This window comes from Massilia sp. NBRC 108631, from assembly GCF_059704565.1.
Genome location: NZ_BAAKJE010000261.1, coordinates 75,226 through 94,618 on the forward strand (window position 1 = coordinate 75,226; position 19,393 = coordinate 94,618).

Annotated in this window: 15 protein-coding genes and 1 pseudogene; 2 read left to right on the forward strand and 14 right to left on the reverse strand. The window is 69.5% G+C overall.

Features of this window, described 5'->3' with window-relative positions; translation table 11 throughout:
• Nucleotides 1-10: 10 nt before the first annotated feature.
• The 10 genes from AC6H42_RS28405 to AC6H42_RS28450 form a co-directional block, all read right to left on the reverse strand.
• Nucleotides 11-385: a DMT family transporter gene (locus tag AC6H42_RS28405; RefSeq protein ID WP_057154516.1), complete on the reverse strand. Its 375-nt coding sequence runs from the start codon at nt 383-385 to the stop codon at nt 11-13.
• Nucleotides 382-1,062, reverse strand: a complete 681-nt coding sequence (locus AC6H42_RS28410) for a GNAT family N-acetyltransferase (RefSeq protein ID WP_057154517.1) — start codon at nt 1,060-1,062, stop codon at nt 382-384. Before AC6H42_RS28410 ends, AC6H42_RS28405 begins: the two co-directional genes overlap by 4 nt.
• The gene (locus AC6H42_RS28415; protein ID WP_082551690.1) at nt 1,055-2,008 is read right to left on the reverse strand and encodes a glycosyltransferase family 2 protein; all 954 of its coding nucleotides are present in this window, start codon (nt 2,006-2,008) and stop codon (nt 1,055-1,057) included. Before AC6H42_RS28415 ends, AC6H42_RS28410 begins: the two co-directional genes overlap by 8 nt.
• Nucleotides 2,009-2,040: 32 nt before the next feature.
• The gene (locus AC6H42_RS28420) at nt 2,041-4,137 is read right to left on the reverse strand and encodes a hypothetical protein (protein ID WP_497549482.1); all 2,097 of its coding nucleotides are present in this window, start codon (nt 4,135-4,137) and stop codon (nt 2,041-2,043) included.
• Nucleotides 4,138-4,145: 8 nt separating this feature from the next.
• Nucleotides 4,146-7,994 (reverse strand): glycosyltransferase, encoded by a 3,849-nt coding sequence (locus AC6H42_RS28425; RefSeq protein ID WP_497549483.1) that lies wholly within the window; start codon nt 7,992-7,994, stop codon nt 4,146-4,148.
• A complete protein-coding gene (locus AC6H42_RS28430) occupies nt 7,994-9,373 on the reverse strand; it encodes a class I SAM-dependent methyltransferase (protein WP_082551691.1) in 1,380 nt (459 codons plus the stop codon). The genes AC6H42_RS28425 and AC6H42_RS28430 overlap by 1 nt, the downstream gene beginning before the upstream one ends.
• A complete protein-coding gene (locus AC6H42_RS28435) occupies nt 9,370-10,590 on the reverse strand; it encodes an ABC transporter ATP-binding protein (protein ID WP_057154520.1) in 1,221 nt (406 codons plus the stop codon). Before AC6H42_RS28435 ends, AC6H42_RS28430 begins: the two co-directional genes overlap by 4 nt.
• Nucleotides 10,590-11,390, reverse strand: a complete 801-nt coding sequence (locus tag AC6H42_RS28440; protein WP_057154521.1) for an ABC transporter permease — start codon at nt 11,388-11,390, stop codon at nt 10,590-10,592. Before AC6H42_RS28440 ends, AC6H42_RS28435 begins: the two co-directional genes overlap by 1 nt.
• A gap of 201 nt (nt 11,391-11,591) precedes the next feature.
• Complete coding sequence (locus AC6H42_RS28445) at nt 11,592-12,500, reverse strand: YncE family protein (RefSeq protein ID WP_057154522.1); 909 nt, start codon at nt 12,498-12,500, stop codon at nt 11,592-11,594.
• A complete protein-coding gene (locus AC6H42_RS28450; RefSeq protein ID WP_082551692.1) occupies nt 12,500-13,882 on the reverse strand; it encodes an ABC transporter ATP-binding protein in 1,383 nt (460 codons plus the stop codon). The genes AC6H42_RS28445 and AC6H42_RS28450 overlap by 1 nt, the downstream gene beginning before the upstream one ends.
• 174 nt (nt 13,883-14,056) lie before the next feature.
• Between AC6H42_RS28450 and AC6H42_RS28455 the strand changes: the two genes are divergently transcribed.
• Nucleotides 14,057-14,323 carry a hypothetical protein gene (locus AC6H42_RS28455; protein ID WP_057154523.1) on the forward strand — a complete coding sequence of 89 codons (267 nt, stop codon included), beginning with the start codon at nt 14,057-14,059 and terminating at the stop codon, nt 14,321-14,323.
• Between the two features lie 22 nt (nt 14,324-14,345).
• Nucleotides 14,346-14,936, forward strand: a pseudogene (gene cysC / locus AC6H42_RS28460) (adenylyl-sulfate kinase); the annotation flags it as partial.
• A 22-nt stretch (nt 14,937-14,958) separates the two neighbouring features.
• Here cysC and AC6H42_RS28465 read toward each other — a convergent pair.
• Genes AC6H42_RS28465 through AC6H42_RS28480 form a run of 4 tightly spaced genes read right to left on the reverse strand, consistent with a single transcriptional unit; the run spans nt 14,959 to nt 19,228 of the window.
• Entirely contained in the window at nt 14,959-15,738 is a 780-nt protein-coding gene (locus tag AC6H42_RS28465; RefSeq protein WP_057154525.1) for a Crp/Fnr family transcriptional regulator, read from the reverse strand.
• An 18-nt stretch (nt 15,739-15,756) separates the two neighbouring features.
• Nucleotides 15,757-16,083, reverse strand: a complete 327-nt coding sequence (locus tag AC6H42_RS28470; RefSeq protein WP_057154526.1) for a VanZ family protein — start codon at nt 16,081-16,083, stop codon at nt 15,757-15,759.
• A gap of 59 nt (nt 16,084-16,142) precedes the next feature.
• A complete protein-coding gene (locus tag AC6H42_RS28475; RefSeq protein ID WP_057154527.1) occupies nt 16,143-17,456 on the reverse strand; it encodes a tetratricopeptide repeat protein in 1,314 nt (437 codons plus the stop codon).
• On the reverse strand, nt 17,453-19,228 hold the full coding sequence (locus AC6H42_RS28480; protein ID WP_229418121.1) for a CHASE2 domain-containing protein: 1,776 nt from the start codon (nt 19,226-19,228) through the stop codon (nt 17,453-17,455). Before AC6H42_RS28480 ends, AC6H42_RS28475 begins: the two co-directional genes overlap by 4 nt.
• Between the last annotated feature and the right edge of the window lie 165 nt (nt 19,229-19,393).

A 19,393-nucleotide genomic window follows, 5' to 3' on the forward strand; every position in this document is an offset into this window, starting at 1 on the left:
AGTGTTCTCCTTATCCTTGGGCGGCAACCACGGTGCCGATGCAGATCAGCGCCACGCCGGCCATGCGGACCGGCGACATCGGTTCATTGAACAGCCAGGCGCTCAGGCCCAGCACGATGACGAAATTCAGGCTCATGAAAGGGTAGGCGTGGCTCAGCTGGAACTTGGTCATGGCGCCCATCCAGGAAATCGAGGCCAGGAAGGCGGCCGCGAAGGCGCTGATGATCCACGGGTTGAGCAGCAGCTTGATCATGAACATCAGCTTGTCGCCGCCGGCGGCCGGCATGGCGCCGGCCTGGCTGACCTGCATCTTGATGGCGATCTGGCCGTAGACGGTGAGCGCGATGGTCAGCGCGATGTAGAAGTAGTTGGTCAGTGAGCTCATGGCACGATCCGGTGGTAAATGTCTTGCGGGTGTTGGAAAGAAAAACCGAGCGAGGCGTACAGGTTCAGCACGGCCAGGTTGGCGGCCGAGATCGAGCTGCGCACTTCCGGCTGGCCGGCCTGGAACAGGGCTTCGGCGGCCTGGTGCCACCAGTGCTTGGCCAGGCCCTGGCCGCGGCACTCGGGCGCCACCGCGTGCAGCACCAGGGTGGCGCCATGGTAGCCGATGAAGCCGGACAGCGCGCCGTCGCGGTACAGGCCGTACACGGTGCCGGCCGCCAGCAGCTGGCGCAGCCAGTTATCGTAGCGCAGGTCGGCGCCGGCGCGCGGCAGCGCGTAGTCGCGGTGGAAGCGGCCGTGCTCGAAGGCGCCGTGGCAGATGGCCAGGGTGCGCTGCGGCTCCGGCGCCAGGGCGATGTGCAGGGTCGGCAGGCCGGCGCGCGGCGCCGGGGCGCGCAGCTGGGCCGGCGTGGCGCGCGTGCCCAGCAGCGTGTCGCAGTAGTGGAAGCCGTGCTGCTCCAGCAGCGCCTTGTCGGCCAGCGGGTCGACCTTGATGGTTTGCAGGCCGGGCGTGGCGTCGGCCAGGCGCAGCGCCTCGGGCGTGCAGGCGGCCAGCTCCCAGGCCGGCATGCCGAAGGCGGCCGCGTCGTAGGGCGCCGGCGCCAGCAGCTCAGTCATGGCGCGCCTCGGCGTTGGGCGTGGCGCGGCGCACGATGTACAGCGGGCGCTTCTTCGCTTCGTCGAAGGACTTGCCGACGTAGATGCCGATGATGCCCAGGATGCCGATGATCAGGCCGCCGATGAAGTAGAGCGACACCATCAGGCTGGCCCAGCCGGGAATGGCGGTGCCCTGGAACAGCGCCCGGCCCAGGATGAAGCCGCCGAAGCCGAACGACACGGCGGCCATGCTCAGGCCCAGCGTGGCGGCCATGCGCAGCGGCTTGTCCGAGTAGGCGATGATGGTGTCCGAGGCCAGCTTCCACAGCTTGCGGAAGGTGTAGGTGGAGCTGCCGTCGAAGCGCTCGGCGTGCTGCACCTGGATGCCGGTGGTGGGGAAACCCATCCACTGCACGTGGCCGCCGAAGAAGCGCAGTTGCTCGCGCATGCGCACGAAATTCTTCACCACCTGGCGCGACATGATGCGGAAGTTGCCGCTGTCGCCGTCGAACTTGATGTCGGCCAGGTAGCTGAACAGGCGATAGAACAGCCACGAGGTGGCGCGCTTGAGCCACGGGTCCTGGCGCGGGCCGCGCAGGGCCAGCACCACGTCGTAGCCTTCCTGGGCCTTGGCGTACAGGCGCGGGATTTCCTCCGGCGCGTCCTGCAGGTCGCAGTCCATCACCACCACCCAGTCGCCCCGGCAATGGTCCATGCCGGCCGTGATGCCGTAGTGCTGGCCGAAGTTGCGGCTGAACTGCAGGCCCACCACGCGCGGGTCGGCGGCGGCCAGGCGTTCGATCACATCCCACGACTTGTCCGGGCCGCAGTCTTCCACCAGCACGATTTCAAAGCGCGGGCTGACGGTTTCCAGCGCCGCGCGCAGGCGGCGGTACAGCTCGTCGAGCATGGTTTCGGCGCGGTACACCGGGATGACCACCGAGATCAGCGGCGTTTCTGCTTGCATGTTGAGTTCCTTCATAGTCCTGTGCCCGCCCGTCACTTGGTGGGAAGCGGCACGCGGCGCGGGTCGAGCGCCAGCAGCGCAGTGCCGCTGGTGGCCAGGCGCGCCACGCCGTTGCTGTGGATGCGCAGTTCAAGGTCGGGCGCGGGCCCGGACAGCCTGAACGGCAGCTTGATGTTGTGCGCGCCCGCCTGGCTGATGGGGGCGCTGGCCAGCACCACGCTGCCGCCGGCGGCCGCCACTTCGACCCGGCCCGCCTGCACGCCGGCGGCGGCGCCCGAGTCCAGCTCGAAGGTGGCCACGTAGTTGCCGGGATTGCTGTTGCGGCGCACGCCGTAAGTGAGCCAGCCCGTTTCGCCCGGCTGCGCCAGCAGGCGCGCACCGGCCGGGTCGAACTGGCCGATATGGTGGCCGGTGGCGGCGCTGGCCGGGAAGCGCAGCGGCACCGGCTGCGCGTAGTCCCACAGCGGCAGGCGCGACGCGATATTGAACGGATACACCAGCACCTGGCGCTCGTTGTACTGCAGGCGGCGCTCCGGCTCGCCCAGCAGCTGCGCCATGCGCGGCCAGTCGATGGCCTTCATCTGTTCCGGCGTCAGCAGCAGGAAGGTCGGGCCGCTCCAGTAGCTGGCCTGGTACCAGCGGTCCGAGGACAGGTGGCGCACCGGTTGCGGCAGGCCGTCGCTGACGGCGATCTGGCGCAGCCGCACGCGCTGCCTGCCCAGCAGGGTGGTGTTGCCGGCCACCCAGAATTCGCCGTAGCCGTACTGCAGGCCGTGGCTGACCAGGAAGTCGCTCAGGTGGGAATCGCTGCGCGGCGCCTGCGCGCGCTTGAACAGCTTGCCCGGGCCGGGCGCGTTCTGCACGCGGTAGGCTTGTACCGCGCTCAGCGCCAGCACGGACAGGGCGGCCACGCCGGCCAGGCGCGGCGCGCTGCGCCAGCTGCACTCGTCCACGGCGATCCCGCCCAGCAGCATGATCAGGCACAGCAGCGCGGGCACCAGGTAGCGCACCGAAGCCTGCGGGTCGGCCATGTCGGGCAGCGAGGTGGCCAGCATCATGAACAGCGGCACGGCGGCCGAGGCCAGCGTGAAGACACCGAAGAACAGGCGGCCGCGGTGGCGCGGCGCGTGTGCGCGCAGCGAGCGGCGCAGCGCCCACGGCAGCAGCGCCAGCACGGTGGCGGCGGCGGCCAGGCGCAAGGCGGCCCAGACGCCGGCCGCGTTGATCACCGGCTTGCCGGCCGGCGGCTTGCCGCCCAGTACGCTGAGCAGCCCTTCCAGCGTGCCGGCCAGGTTGCGCCCCATCTCGTCGAAGCGCAGCCAGGTGGCCGGCGCCAGGCCGCTGTTGCCGACCAGGTTCATGTAGTGGTTGTGCAGCAGGGTGCCGGTCACCAGCGCCGCCGCCAGCAGCGCCAGCAGCAGGGTGTTCTGGCGCTGCGGCGACACGCCGGCGGTGCTGAACACGTGCGCCTCGGGGCGGCTGGGCTGCAGGCGCATGGCCAGCGTGGCCAGCGCCAGCGGCAGGCCGTAGTACACCAGCGCGCGCTGCGGGTTGGACCAGAACAGCAGCAGCAACAGCAGGCCGGCGCCGGCGCCCCAGCCCCAGCGCGCCGCGCCGCGCGCGTTCAGGAAGCGCCACGAGGCGCAGCACAGCAGGCAAACCTGGGCGAACAACAGGCCGTAGGCGGCCTGGCCGTACAGGTTTTCGGCCATGACCACCGACATGCCGCCGCTGAACACCGCCAGCAGCAGCAGGCGCGCCATGCGCGACTGGCCCAGCAGGGCGCCGCTCCACCACACGCAGCCCAGCACCAGCACGGCGGTCACCAGGCTGGAGACGGCGTGCAGCGCGTAGGAGTTGGGCAGCACGTACAGCAGCGGCACGATGACGGTGTGGGTAAACAGCAGCCACAAGTCGCCGTTGGCGTAGTTCCAGGCGCGCGGGATCCACTGCCCGGTGTCGTGGATTTCCTGCGCCAGCAGGTTCATCACGGCCGAGTCGGAATTGGTCACCACGCGGTAGTCGAGCACCACGTAGTGCAGCAGCAGCAGCAGGTTCACCAGCAGCAGCAGGGGCAGCAGCACACGCTGCAGGGCCAGCCGGGCCGTGGCGGGGGAAAGTCTGATCATCGTCTTGTTCATGAAGCGGAAGTGGGGCCGGGCCAGCTGCGCTGCGCGGCGCTGTCGCCAACAGGCGTGGTGCGTGCTTCGCGCAGGCCTAGCACGCCCAGCAGGCGCTGCGCGTTGTCGCTCCAGGTCATCCACGGCATGCCGGCCGAGGGCGGGGCATTGCCGGCCGCGTCCAGCGCCAGCCATTGCTGCACGGCGTCGGCCAGCGCGGCCGGTTCCAGACCGCTGAAGTAATGCGCGTGCGTGCCGGCCACCTCGCGGAATACCGGCAGGTCGCGCGCGATCAGCGGCAGCGCGGCGTGGGCCGCCTCGATCAGCGGCAGGCCGAAGCCTTCGCCTTCGCTGGCCGCCAGCAGGCAGTCGCAGTGCTGGTACAGCGCCTGCAGATAAGTGTCGTCTATGCCCTTGAGCCAGAACAGGCGCTGGTCGCGCTGCGGATGGCTGTCCAGGCGGCGCACGATTTCAGGGATGGTGCGGCGCGCATGGTCCGGCAGCGGACGCCAGCCCTCGTTGCCGACGATGACCAGGTTGGCCTGTACGCCGCGCTGCCACAGCAGCTCGAACGCGGCCAGCACCTGCAGGTGGCCCTTGCGCGGCTCGATGGTGCCCACCATGAGGAAGGTGGGCTGGCCGGCCAGCCGGGCGAGCAGAGGGTACGCGGCCGCCGGTGCGGCCGCTGCGGCGCCGGTGGCCTGCTCCAGGTCGGCGCCCAGGTGCAGCGGCGCCAGCAGCAGCGGCGGTCCGCTGCGCGCCGGCGCGTGCTGCGCCAGCCAGTCGGCCATCTCGTCGGCCACGGCGGCCGAGATGCACACCAGGCGGTCGGCCTCGGCGGCGATGGCCGCCAGCCAGGCGCTGTGGTGCAGCGCCGCGCCTTCCGGGAAGAACTGCGGCTGCAGTGCCGGCAGCAGGTCGTACAGCACGAAGTTGACGGCCACGCCGCGCCGGCGCCAGTCGGCGAACAGGCCGGCGCGCGCCGCCTGCAGCACCGCGCCGGGCGCGAAGTCGGCGCCGTAGTAGCAGTCGCCCTGGCGCACGTCTGCCGGGCCGTCCGCCACGCCGGCGCTGTCCATGCCCAGCAGCGCGTGGGTGTAGCGGCGCGCGTAGCGGCAGTGCCACACGCCGCCCTCGTCGCTCAGGTAGACCGGTTCGACCCGCAAGCCGGGCACGCGCAGGCGCAGTAGCTCGATCAGCTGGCCGCGCACCACGCGTTCGATGCCGGTGCGCAGGTCGTGCCCGGCAATGGTGCTCACGTCCACCAGCAGCTGGCGCGGCGCCAGCGGGTCCGGCGCGCGCGCGATGGCGTTGGCCAGCTGCTGGAGCAGCGCCTCGTCCTGTTCCAGGCCGGGCAGCGCGGCCAGTGCGGCCAGCAGCGCCCCGCGTCCGCCGCGTTCGGCCTCGGCCACCCCGGCCAGCGCCTGCGCGTATTGCGCGGCGCAGTACTGCGGGCTGTGGCGGGTGTGCAGCAGGCTGGCCGCTGCCTGGCCCAGCGCGGCGCGCAGCGCGGCGTCGCCGTGCAGGGTCTGCAGCGCGTCGCGCAGGTCTTGCGGCGCGAAGGCGTCGGCCAGCTTGAGCACCGCCTGGTCCGGCAGCGCGGCCATGGAGCCGTTGGCGTTGACGATGGTGGGCAGGCCGTAGTTCATGCAATCCAGCACGGCGGCCGAGGTCTCGCCGCGCGACACCGAGCGCAGCTGGACGGCGGCGTCGGCGGCCTGCAGGTACTGGTGGTACACCGCGTCGTCGGTCCAGCCGGCGATGCGGATGCGCGGCCCGGCCTTGGCGATCAGCGCCGCCAGTTCCACGCCGTAGTCGCCGCCATGGTTGGCGCCCACCAGCACCAGCACGCAGCGCGGGTCGGCGTGCAGGGTGGAGGCGATCCAGGCTTGCACCAGTTCGCGCGCCAGCTTGGTCGGTGCGATGAAGCCGAAGCTGCACACCACGAAAGCGTCCTGCGCCAGGCCCAGCGCGCGGCGGGCGCCGGCCCGGTCCTGCTGCTGCGGCGCGGCGCGCGGCAGCGGCACCACGCTCCAGTTGTCGGCGGCATGGCGGCCATACCATTCGCGCGCCAGCGTCTGCGCGTGCTCGGAATGCACGATCACGCCGGTGGCGCCTTGCAGCACCGCCAGGTTGCACGGATAGTCGTACTTGGCCGCCTCGGCGCCGTCCGGCAGCTGCGCCTGTTGCAGCGCCGTGTAGCCGTGGCTGTGCGCCAGCGCGCCGAACCAGGCGTGCGGCATGGCGCCGGTCATCTGTTCGTAGGCCAGCACGCTGCTGAGGAAGAAGTCGTGCAGCACCACCACGCCCGGATGGCGTTCCAGCAGGCCGAACATGTGGCTGTGGAAGGGGCTGTTGCCGAACTGGTAGAGGATGTGCTCGTAGCGCTGCGCGTTGCGGTCGAACCATGCCACGCTGCGCTGCGGCAGCGCCGCCAGTTCCGGCGCCAGGTTGACCGCGTCCTGGTGCAGCACCAGCTCGATGTCGAACCAGGCGCTCAGCGCCGGCAGCAGCTGGGCCGCGTAGTCGGCGATGCCGGTGCGTTCCGGCGGCAGCGGCGAGACGAAGGCCAGCGTCGGCCGGCGCGCCGGCGGCGTGGGCGCGGCTGTCTGCGCCGCCGTGTTCTGCGATGCCTCGGCCAGCATGGATGCGTGGCGGGCTTCCAGCGCGCGCAGCGCGCGCTGCGCGCTGGCGTCCCACGAGAAGCGCGCCGCCTGCCGGCTGCCGTGCTCGCGCAGCCGTTGCCGCAGCGCCGGGTCTTCCAGCACGGCGGCCATGCGCGCGGCGATGGCGGCCGGCTGGCCGGCGTCGAACAGCGCTTCGGCGTTGCCGATCACTTCGGGAATGCTGGTGTTGTCGGCGCCGATCACCAGTGCGCCGCAGGCCATCGCTTCCAGCGCGGGCAGGCCGAAGCCTTCGTGCAGGGAAGGGAAGATGAACAGCGCGGCGCTGCGGTACAGGTCGATCAGTTCCTCATCGCTGACGTAGCCGGTCAGCAGCAGCTCGTCCTCGGCCAGGCCGCAGGCGCGTGCGTGGCGCAGCAGCTGGTCGCGGTCGTGCGCGCCCATCTTGCTGGCGATGAGCAGCTGGTGGCGCGCGCGCAGTGCCGGCGCGAGCAGGCTGAAGGCGGTGATCAGGCCGTCGATGTTCTTGCGCGCGTCGAAGCCGCCGGGCGCGTACATCAGCACCTCGCGCGTGATGCCGAAGCGCGCCCGCAGCGCGGCCAGCGCTTCCGGGCCCACCGTGCCGGGCGTGAACATGGGATCGACCGCCGTGGAAATCGACACCACGCGCTGCGGCGCCAGTTGCAGCGCTTCGACGGCTTCCTGGCGCGAGTAGTCGGAAATGGCCAGCAGCAGGCCGGCGCGGCGCAGCGACTCGACCTTGCGGAAGTAGTAGTCGCGCTGGGCCGGGGTCGGCAGGTAGGCGGCCGGGTTCAGCAGCGGGATCAGGTCGTACAGCACCACTGCCGTGATGGCGGCGCCGTCCAGCGCGCCCACCGAGGTGACGCTGTCGTCCACATAGCCTTCGAACAGGCTGGTCAGCAGGACCGCGTCCGGCTTCAGCCGTGCCAGCGCGTGCTCGCGCACCAGCTCGCTGGCCCGCGCGCGCAGCGCGTGCTGCGGCGCCATGGCCGCCACCGGCGCGGCCGCGTCGAACACGCAGATGCGCTCGGGCGGCACCAGGCCGGCGAAAGCCTGCCGCAGCGGGGCGATCGATTCGTGCAGCGCGCCGTTGAGCAGCAGCCACAGCTCGTGTTCGCCGGCGTTGCGCGCCATGCCCAGCGCCAGCGCCAGCGAATAGCGGCCCACGCCGCGAAACCGGCTTTCCGATTGGGCTCCCTGTAGATCGATGACGATGCGCATCAGTGTTTCCTCGCCGCTAGCGCCTGTTTGAGTTGTTGGTAAGCTTGCTGAGCGCGCGGCGGCAGTTCGCCGGCCGGCAGCTGGGCCGCCGGCGGTGCGGCCGGCGGCGGCGCTTCGTAGGCCACGCGCTGCAGCCGCGCGCGCAGCGCCGGCAGGTGGCGCAGCAGGTTCATGGCCAGGCGTTTCAGCGCGGGCCGGCGCATCACGGCGCGCATGGCGCGCAGCAGCGGGCCGTGCGCGCGGCGCCGCAGGCCGCTGCCGACGCGTCCTTCGCGCAGCGCGCCGCGTACCCGGCGGGCCTGGTGGCCGGCCCAGCGTAGCGGCGCCGTCACGCGCCACGAGCTGCTGCCGAGCAGGGCGATGATGCGTTCTTCATTGTGCGCGCTGCGCGCGGCCAGCTGCCCCAGGCGCGCGGCCAGGTCATGGTGGGCGTGCTGCCACTCGGCGTCGCGCGCCTGCGCGGCCGCCTGCGCCGCCGCCAGCTCGCCCGCCAGCGCCTGCTGCTGCAGCGCGGTGCGCTGGATGGCGCCGGAAGCGGCGTCCAGTTGCGCCAGCAGCGAGGCGGTGGCGGCATCCTGGTTGCCGCGCAGCGCCTGCAGCGCTTCGCCGATGCGCGCCAGGTGCGCCGCCAGTTGCGTGTCGTGGCGCTGCGCCAGCATGGCCAGCGTGGCGCCGTAGGGACGGTCGAAGGCCGCCTCGAACGGCGCCAGCACCGCGTCGGCGGCGCTTTTCTGCGCCACCACCGCGTAGTCCGGGCTGACGCCTTCCAGCACCGTCAGCAAGTCCACCGGCGCGTCCGTGTGCACGCGGGCTTCCTCCTGCAGGCGCACGATCTTGCGGCGGCTGAAGCCGGCGAACTCCACCGCGAAATCGAGCAACTGCGGCGGCAGCGGGCGTTCGTGCGAGGGGTCCAGGTAGAAACTGCTGGCGCCGACGGTCAGGTTTTCCGGGTTCGGCGTTTCCAGCACCAGCAGCCCGCCCGGCATCAGCGCGCGCTGGGCCTCCACGAGAATCTCCTGCACCAGCGCGAACGGCAGGTGCTCGACCAGGTGGAAAGCCGATACCAGCGCCAGGCTGTTGTCCGGCCGGGCGCGCAGGCTGGCCAGCGCGTCGGCTTGCTCGACGGCCAGGCCGCGCTCGTGGCAGGCCGCCAGCATGCCGGCGTCCAGGTCCACGCCGCGCGCGGCGATGCCTTGTTCGGCCAGCAGCTCCAGCCATTCGCCGCGTCCGCAGCCCAGGTCCAGCGCCGGCGCCGCTTGCGCGCGCGCCAGCGCCGCCAGCGGCTGCAGGAAGCCGCCGTACGCCGCCAGGCGCTGCTTGATGGTGTCGCGCGAGCCGCGGTAGCGGTCTTCGAAGGCGCGGTAGAAGTTTCCACTCATTGCAGGATCTCCACGCGGGGTTCGAGCCAGCTCGAGCCGATAAATTCCCTGCGGTTCATATTCGTCACGATAAACAGCGCGGCCAGGTCGCGCCATTCGTAGTTGTGGGCCAGATGGGTTTCATTGGCTGTCAGCGCCGTGGTCACCGAATAGCTGCCCGGGCCCAGGTTGAGCGGGAAATGGAAGCGGTATTCCAGGGTCTGGCCCGGCACCAGGTCCAGCACCGGCATGCCCAGGTGGTGGGTGTTGGTGCCGAACACTTCGTGGCCGAGGCGGTCCTTGATCATGTAGCCGAGCACCAGGCGCGGCACCGGGGCGTGCACCGCCACGCGCACGCACAATTGCGCCGGCACGCCGACATTGAACAGCTCCTGCACCTGGTCCTGCTCGTTGCGCAAGGTCACGTCGAGCACGTGGGCCTCGCCCGTGCCGGAGGTGGTTTGCACGCGGCCTTCGGGAGCGGCCAACTGCTGCACCCGGCTGCCGTCGCGTTCGGCCAGCAGCGCGTTGTAGTAGTCCATCACTTCCTCGGGCGTGCCCTGGCGCGCCAGGCGGCCGCCGTCGAGCAGGATGGCGCGGTCGCAGATGGACTGCATGGCGGCGCGGTCGTGGCTGACGATCAGGAGCGTGGTGCCGAGCCGGCGGAATTCGCGGATGCGCTCGAAGCTCTTGTGCTGGAAATAGGCGTCGCCGACCGACAGCGCCTCGTCGACGATCAGCACGTCGGGCCGGCGCGCGGTGGCCACGCTGAAGGCCAGCCGCATCTGCATGCCGGACGAGTACACCCGCACCGGCTGGTCCATATAGTCGCCGATGCCGGCGAAGGCCTCGATCTCTGGCATCAGCGCGGTGATTTCGGGCACCGTCATGCCCAGCAGCTGGCCGGCCATGAAGGTGTTCTGGCGGCCGGTGAAGTCGGGATGGAAGCCCATGCCCAGTTCCAGCAGCGCCGCCACCCGGCCGGAGATGGTCACGCTGCCGGTGGTGGGCGTGACGGTGCCGGTGATCAGCTTGAGCAGCGTGCTCTTGCCGGCGCCGTTGACGCCGACGATGCCTACCGCTTCGCCCGGCGCCAGCGCGAAGCTGACGCCCTGGATGACCCACTTCTCGCGGTGGCGCGCGCCGCGGAACGGCAGCAGCCATTCGGCCAGGCGGCCCCAGCGGCTGTGGTACTGCTTGTAGGCTTTGCCCAGCTGATGGACGTGCAGACTGCTCATTACAGTTCGTCCACCATCTCGGCGGCGCGTTTGCGGAACAGCTGCAGTCCCAGCGCGCAGCTGAGCACGGCCAGCACCGTGATCGGCAGCAGGCTGTTCCAGTGCGGCGCCTGGCCGTTGACCAGCACGGTCTGGTAGGCCGAGATCACGCCGGCCATCGGGTTCCAGCCCACCAGGTCGCGCACCGGCTCGGGCAGCGCCGACAGCGGATAGACGATGGGGGTGAACCAGAACCAGAATTGCAGCACGATGGTAAACAGCTGGCCCACGTCGCGGAAGAACACATTGAGTACGCCCAGTATCATGCCCAGGCCGATGGCAAACAGCACCTGCAGCAGCAGCACCGGCACGATGGCCAGGAAGATCCAGCCGGGGAAGTTGCCCGACACGGCCAGGAACAGCACGAACAGGCCGAAGATGATGCCGAAGTTGATCAGCGCGTTGAGCACCACGATGAGCGGCAGGCACAGGCGCGGGAACTGCAGCTTCTTGATCAGGTTGGCGTGCTCCAGGAACACCGACTGGCTGCGGCTGGTGATCTCGGCGAACAGGCCCCAGGTCAGCACGCCGGCGCACAGGTAGATGCTGTAGGCGAACGGCGTGGCCACGCCGGGCAGGCGGCTGCCCATCACTTGCGAGAAGATCACCGTGTAGACCACGATCATGGCCAGCGGGTTGAGCACGGTCCAGGCGGCGCCGAGCAGGGAGTTGCGGTACTTGCTTTGGAATTCGCGCTTGATGCTGCCGGCCACGAAGCCGCGATAGCGCCACACTGCATTAAACATGGCGAAAGAAATCATGCGTGCGGTCCGGAGACGAAAATGGTGGCGGGGCTGTATGGGTTCATGGCATCAGGAAGGTGGCGCGGCTGGCGCACATATTTGCCGCACAGATAATGCTGGCAGTATAACATGTGCTCCCCGCAATAGTTGCCAGTGTGGCAATCCAATTGTGTTTCCAGTTGTAAGGCGTACAGCCAGGGCCGGCAGCGAAACCGCCTGTCAGCGGCGCGGGAAGCGCAGCGCTTCGGGCGCCGGCGCGGACGGCGCACCGAACGCGCGCGCCAGCGCCTGCCAGCCGCGCTGCAGCGGGCCCGGCTGCGCCAGCGCGAAGCCGGGCGGCAGGCGCATCACGTCCAGCACCAGGCCTTCGTCGTCGAGCGCCAGCTCGTGGCGGCGCTGCCACTGGCGGTCCGTCAGCAGCAGGGCGCCGGCGTTGAAGTCGCGCGCCTTGCGTTCGCTGAGGGTGGAGATGCCGATGCAGCGGCTGTCGGCGTCGAACGCCACGCCGCGCGGGAAACCGCCGGTCTCCAGCGTGAAGCCGTCCTGGCCCATGACGCGGCTCTCGGCCGAGGAGCAGGTGTACAGCTGGCCCTGTTCACGCCAGATGTTGTGGCTGCAGTTGCCCAGCACATGGCGCTGCACCAGCTCGCGCGTGTCCAGCGAGAACGCCAGCAGGTCGCTGGCGCCGCGGTTGTGCGCCAGAATCCACACCAGGCCGTCCTCGAACATGAAGGAGTTGAAGTGGTGCACGTCGCCCTGGCCCTCGGTGGCCAGCGGGTACCACTGTTCCCAGTTGGCGCCGTCGTAGATGGCGATCATGTCGTCGTGCGAGGCAGTGGCCCACAGCTTGCCGCCGTGCCAGGCGATTTCGTGCAGGTCGCGCAGCGGGAAGGGCGCCTGCAGCGAACCGCAGTAGCGCAGGCCGCGGTCGAACATCAGGATCTCGCCGCGCTCGTCGGCGGACGGCACCTCGGACGAGACCAGGCGCCGGCGCGCCGCCACGTAGATGCGGTCGCCGTGGCAGGCCAGGCCGTAGTAAAGGCCGCGCCCGCTGTCGATGCGGTGCGCATGGCCGGTGTCGGTGTCGATCAGCAGCAGCGATTGCGAGGTGGTGACTAATACATCCATCAGCGAAGGTCTCCCGGGGCTGCGCCCTCGGCGGTGGCGGGCGCGCTGCGTTGCAGTTCGCAGATCGGATCCAGGTTGCACATGCCGCTCCAGACGATGGCGTCCAGGTTGCGCAGCACGGTGAAGGCGCTGGCATCCTGCACGCGCGCCAGCGTCTGGCGGAAGTCGCCGTCGCCGGCGCCGCCCTCGGCCACGCCGGACGTGATGGTGTACTCGCCCGGCGCCAGGCTGGCCTTGAAGGCGAATTCGGCGCGCACGCGCTCGCCGGCCACCACCGGGCCGATGCGCTGCCGCATGCAGTAGGTGTTGGTCATGAACACGGCTTCGCCGCGCGCGTTGCGGATCTGGAAGCCGATGTGGGGATCGTCGTAGGCCTGGCAGAACAGCACGTCGACCCGCACGGTGGCGGCGCGGTCGCTGATCACGGTGCCGGCCTGCTGTTCGTCCACGTACAGTCCGACCGCTTCGATGATCGCCTCGCCGCTGGCGAACGAGCCCACGGTCTGCACGGCGGCGGACGGTGCGGCGGCGGGTGCCGCGTCGGCCGGCGCTGCGGCCTGTGCGGCGGCCGGTTCAGGCGAGGGAGCGGAAGTGGGGGCGGGGGCGGGCGCAGTGGCGGGCGCGGCGGTGGGCCGCGCAGCCGTCCCTTCGCGCTGCTGCAGCACGTGCGCGTTGTACAGGTCGATCACTTCGCGCGGCGTGCTGTCGAGCGCGATGCGGCCGTCGCGGATCAGGATGGCGCGGTTGCACAGCGAGTACACGGCGCCCATGGCGTGCGACACGAACAGCAAGGTGGTGCCGGCCTGGCAATAGGAGCGGATGCGTTCGAAGCACTTCTGCTGGAAGAACACGTCCCCCACCGCCAGCGCCTCGTCGATGATGAGGATGCCGGGGCGCACCGCGGTGGCCACGGCAAACGCCAGCCTGACCTGCATGCCGCTGGAATAGACGCGCACCGGCTGGTCGATATAGTCGCCGATGTCGGCGAACGCTTCGATCTCCGGCATCAGCGCGGTCACTTCCTCCACCGACAGGCCGATCAGCTGGCCGGCCATGAGGGCGTTCTGGCGTCCCGTGAAGTCGGGATGGAAGCCCATGCCCAGTTCCAGCAGGGCGGCCACGCGGCCGCCGGTCTGCACCGCGCCCGTGGTGGGCTGGGCGGTGCCGGTGATGAGCTTGAGCAGGGTGCTCTTGCCGGCGCCGTTGACACCGATCAGGCCGACCGCCTCGCCCTGGGCGATGTTGAAATTGATGTCGCGGAGGACCCACTTCAGATGGTGGCGCGGCTTGCGGAAAGGCGTGATCCACTCGATCAGGCGCGACCAGCGGGTCGGGTACTGTTTGTAGGCTTTGCCTAACTGACTGACGTGTATGCTGCCCATGTATGATTAATCCTGGCCACGGCGCCCACAGCGGCCGGGCGCACGCAGGCAAAGCGCGAGAGTATAACACGGCCACTGTTGCCCGGATTACGCTTGCCCGGCGGCTGCGGCCGCTGGTATCATACGTGCCCACTTCACGCCCCACTTCACGGCCCGCACGGCCCTAGGAAACCGATGGTTAAAGCACAGGTACTGGTCCGCTTCAACACCCGCAACGACAACGACAATCCGCTGCCGTGGCGGGTGCTCACCGTGCAGGGCGTGCAGGACGGCGTACTGCAGCTGGGGCAGCAATTTGCTTCCGAGGTGCGCTTTACCAGTCCGGTGGTGACCACCGAAGACCAGATCGGCCCGGGCGTCTTCAAATGGCACATTTCCGCTTCCGGATTCCTGAGCTGGAACGGCGACGTCTGCCTGGTGACCGACCAACCGCCCGCCTGAGGCCACGATAGCCATGAGCACCAACGTCGTCTGGCAGAACTACGCGATCGACCGCGCCGGGCGCGCCGAGCGCATGGGGCAGCGTCCCTGCATGCTGTGGTTCACCGGCCTGAGCGGCTCGGGCAAGACCACCATCGCCGGCCTGGTCGAGCGCGGCCTGGCCGAACGCGGCTGCCATACCTATCTGCTGGACGGCGACAATGTGCGCCACGGCCTGTGCAGCGACCTGGGCTTCAGCGCGGCCGACCGTGCCGAGAATATCCGCCGGGTGGGCGAGGTGGGCCGCCTGATGACCGATGCCGGCCTGATCGTGCTGAGCGCCTTTATTTCGCCGTTCCGCGCCGAGCGCGCGCTGGTGCGCAAGCTGATGGCGCCGGGCGAGTTCATTGAAGTGTTCATCGACACCCCGCTGCAGGAATGCGAGCGGCGCGACCCCAAGGGGCTGTACAAGAAGGCGCGCGCCGGGCAGATCCGCCTGTTTACCGGCCTGGACTCGCCCTACGAGCAGCCGGAATCCCCCGAACTGCGGCTCGACACCCTGGCCGCCAGCGCCGAAGCCTGCGCGGCCGAGGTCATCGCTTACCTGGACCGGCACCAGCTGCTGCCAGCCTGACCTTGCCGGCCTGACTGCCAGCCTAGCCCTGCACCAGCTTGCGCAGCGCCTCGGGATCGACAATGATCAGGCGGTGCGTCCCCTTCTTGATAATGCCCTGCTGCGTCAGCGTGAGCAGCGTGCGCGTCACCGTTTCGCGGCTGGTGTTGATCATGTTGGCGATGTCCTGGTGGGTGGGCAGGTTTTCCACCACTTCCAGTTCATCCTCCGGGCTCTTCTGCTTGAGCAGGTCGAGGAAGGTGTAAATGCGCTTGGCGGTGTTGTGGATGCTGAGCAGGGCGCGGAATTCCGAGTCGCGCTGCACCTTGGCCGCCAGGAAGCGCAGCATGTGGTTGGCCACGGTGGGCGAGTGCGAGAACAGGTGCAGCGCTGTATTGCGTGGAAGCAATGCGACCAGTACCGGCGACAGCGCCACCACCGAGGCCGAGCGCATGGAGCCGTTGATGACGGCGATTTCACCGAAGAAGTCGCCCGGCGCCAGCATGCGCAGGCCGATCGCGCGGCCGTCCTCGGTGATGTCGATCACCTGCAGCTGGCCGGTCAGCAGGAACAGCAGGCTGTCGCCGCTGGCGCCTTTTTGCAGCACCACGTCGCGCTTGGCGTACTGGCGCACCCGCATGTCGGCCTTGACCCGGTCCATTTCCTCGTCGGTCAGGTTGGCCAGCAGCGGAATGTTGCGCAGGTGGACCTGGATATTGAGCTTGCCCACCACGCGCGGCGTGGGCACGCTGCCTTCGGCGGCAGGCGCATTGGCGATCGCAAGGGTGGTTGCGCCGGGGGCGGCGCCAGGTTTGCTTGTCATCCCGCACATTCCATTCAGTTATTGGCCCAGCAGAAACGGCGCGCACGCCGCCGCCGCGGCAATGCCGGCGGCGTTGGCGGCGAGGTCCAGCCAGCTGAATTTGCGGCCGGGCACCAGATTTTGCAAGACTTCAATCAGCCAGCCGCCCACCAGCAGTCCGGCCATCCAATACGCCATCTCGGTCCAGTTGACGGCAATCCGCGCCGCCAGCAGCGTGAGCAGCAGAAAGGCGCCGAAATGCAGCAGTTTATCGTTGGGCAGCACCGGCAGCCAGCCTGCCGGCAGCAGGCAGCCGATGGAGACGCCGGCCAGAGCCACCGCAAAAAAAATCAATTCCCAAGCCATGGCTTATTCAGTATCCAGTGTAATGTGAGTGGCCGCCGCGCGGCGGCCCGCCGGCACGGTCAGAAGTGGTCCCAGCGCCAGTTCAGCTGGATCGAGCGGCTGTTGTACTGGAACAGCGAAATGTTCTCGCGGTTGCGTATGCCGCGCCATTCCAGCTGCAGGCTGTGGCGGCCTTGCAGCGGCAGCGTGACCGTCGCGCTCAGCTGCGTCGTATCCTGGTGCCGGATGTCGTCGATGACATTGGGCGCATACGCCTCGTCGCCGCGCCAATGCTGGCGGCTCAGGCTGAACTGCCCTTTCAGGCGGCTCCCCAGTGGCCCGTACAGCAAGCCGCTAGTATACCAGCCTTTGCGGTCACCGCCGAGCCGGCCTTCTTCGCCATGGTCGTGGTTGATGCCGGCCGTGATCACCCCCTGCCAGCGCATGCCGCGCGTACTGAGCATGGTGCCCAGCTCGGCGGTGGTGCCGTCGTTGGCGACCCGGGTAGGGTAGGTGGTGCGCACCAGGCCCACGTTGGTCGACCAGTCCAGCCAGGACGGCAGCGGCACCGGCGGATAGGTGCGCAGCTGCAACTGGCTCTGGCGCTGGTAGTAGCGTCCGCCCAGCTCGAGCCAGCCGACCGCCGCCGTGGCGCGGCCTTGCCAGTTTGATAACTGCCAAGACTGGTCCACGCCCACCAGCACCGAGCTGGTGTCCTGGTCGCGCACGCTGGCGTGCCGGCGCAGGCGCACCTGGCCGAAGCCGACCGTGGAGCGGTGGCCGATCGGGCGGCTGATTTCCCCGTTCAGCTGGGTGTAGCGGTCCGCCTTGGGCAGGAAGTCCTTGTCCAGTTCGGCCGGCCTGCCGTCGCTGCCGGTGCCGAAGAAGCGGCTGCTGGCGCCCTGGTTGACGTTGTTGTCATAGCCCAGGGACGCCGACAGCGCGTATTGGGTGCGGAAGCCGGGCGCGGCGCAGCCCTGCGCGCGGTGCTGCGAAATCATGTCCATGATGCCGGGCGGCGGCGCGAAACGGGTGGTGATCTCGTCGAACAGGCGCTCGGCGTCGGCGGCCCGGCCCAGTTCGCACTGGCTGATTGCCAGGTCCAGCCAGGCCCCGGCGTGCTCCGGTTCGCTTTGCAGGAAGCGCGTCAGCAATTCGGCCGCTTCTTCGGTGCGGTTCTCGGCGATCGCGCGCAGCGCGCGCAGGTACAGGTCGTCGTTCGGCGCCGTGGCCTCGGGCGCCTGCGCAGCGGCCGCAGCGGAGGCGGCCGCCGGCACCGGGCTGCCCAGCGGCTCGGCGGCGCAGGCCGGCCCCGCCAGCGCCAGGGTCAGCATCGCCAGTGCGCCGGCCAGCGCGCCCGGCAGGGTGCGCAAGGTGCAATCGCGCACGGTCATGCGGGCACCTGCACTGTGTACAATTTGACGGGTTTTTCTTTACCGCGTAACAATTGCTCTCCAAGTAAGGTAAAGCTGTGGCGCCTGGCGCGGGCGACCGTTCCTTCGCCCACAATGATATCGTGGGGGAAGTCGCGCGCGGCCTGTTCCAGCCGCGAAGCGGTGTTCACGCTGTCGCCCACGGCAGTGTAAATGCTGCGGAAGGCGGTGCCGTAGTCGCCCGCCATGGCGGTGCCGCTTTCTATGCCGATGCGCACCCGCAGCGGTTTCTGGCCATTGCGCTCCAGGCGCGCGCTCATCTGCCGCACCTCGCCCACGATGCGCAGCGCCGCGTCCAGGGCCAGGTCGGCGTGTTCCGGGTTGGGCAGCGGCGCGCCCCAGAAGGCCACCAGGCCGTCGCCCGTGTATTTGTCCAGCGTGCCGCGCTGCTCCAGCACCGGCCGGGTCAGGCAATCGAGGAAGGTGGTCGTCAGCCAGGCCGCCTGCTCCACCGGCAGCGATTCGACCTGCGTGGTATAGCCTTCCATGTCGGCGATCAGCGTGGTCACTTCCACCTGTTTCGGCGTCAGCGGGTCCAGGTTCTCGCTGCGCAGCAGCTCATCCACCACCTCGCCGGCGACGTACTGGCGCAGCGTGCTCAGCAATTGGCGCGACTTGCGCTGCGCCAGCTGCCACTGGAACGGCACGGCCACCACCATCAGCAGCGCGATCGACAGCAGCGGGCCGGCGGTGGAGAAGGCCGGGTCATGCAGGCTGACGGGAAACGCCAGCGCCAGCCAGGCCAGCGAGCTGCCTGCCAGCAGCAGCATATTGCCGGCGGCCGACAGGCGCGGCAGGGTGTAGCTGACCAGCAGGGTTACGCCCAGGCAGAACAGCAGCGCCAGGGCGCGTCCCGGCCATGGCGCCGGCGCGGTGCCGGCCTGCATGTCCAGCAGGCCGTCCAGCACGGCGGCGTGCACCATCAGGCCGGCGGTGGATGAACCCAGCGGGGTGGAAATACGGTCGCCGATGCTCAGCGCGGACGAACCCACCAGCACCAGCTTGCCGGCCACGTCGGCGTCGCTCAGTTTATCTTCCAGTACATCGGCCGCTTCGGCGCCGGTGAAGGCGCTCCAGTCGCTGTGGAAGGGCACCCGCAACATGCCTTCGGGCAGGCCGTCCGGCGCCGGGCGGCCGCTGCAGCAGTCGAGCAGGGCGCGCGCCAGCGTGGGGTAGCGCCGGCCTTCGAACCAGGTATACATGGGCACGCGGCGCAAGGTGCCGTCCGCGTCCGGGCGGATGCCGATATTGCCAACATGGGTCGCACCTGCCAGTCCCTCGTGGTTTGCAATGTAGCCATGTGCCGGCACCGCGCCGCCCTGCGGCCCGGCAACGCCGCCGGCCAGCCGCCCCACCCGCAGCGGCGCCGGCTGCAGCGTGAAGTCGAACAGCTGCGGCACCACCAGCGGCGCATGTGCCGCCAGCACGGCAAGGCGCGCGTCGCCGCCCGCGTCGGCTGGCTTTTCCTGCAGGATATCGAGCGCCACGCCGCGCGCGCCTTGCGCCAGCAGTTTTTCCACCACTGTTGCCAACAGGTCGCGTTTCCATGGCCAGGGATGGCGCACCAGGCTGCTCTCGCCGATATCGACCACCAGGATGCGGTGATCCTTGGCCTCGGCGGGGCGCAGGGCGATATAACGGTCGCGCAGCCACTCGTCGGCAAAGCGGATGCTGCCGGTGGCCGGCCCCCATTGCGACCAGACAGTCAGCAGCAGTGCCGCGACGGCAATCACGGTGCGCTGCAGCGGTGCGGAGGAAATGGGAATGCGCAAAATAGAATGGATGCCGCCGCCCGGTCGAATGGCATGGGCGCACATGGGAATTTAATAACCATCTAGTATAGCGCCTGGCGGCAGCGCCGACTATTGTTAGACGTAAAGTTAGATGTAAATTCTCCC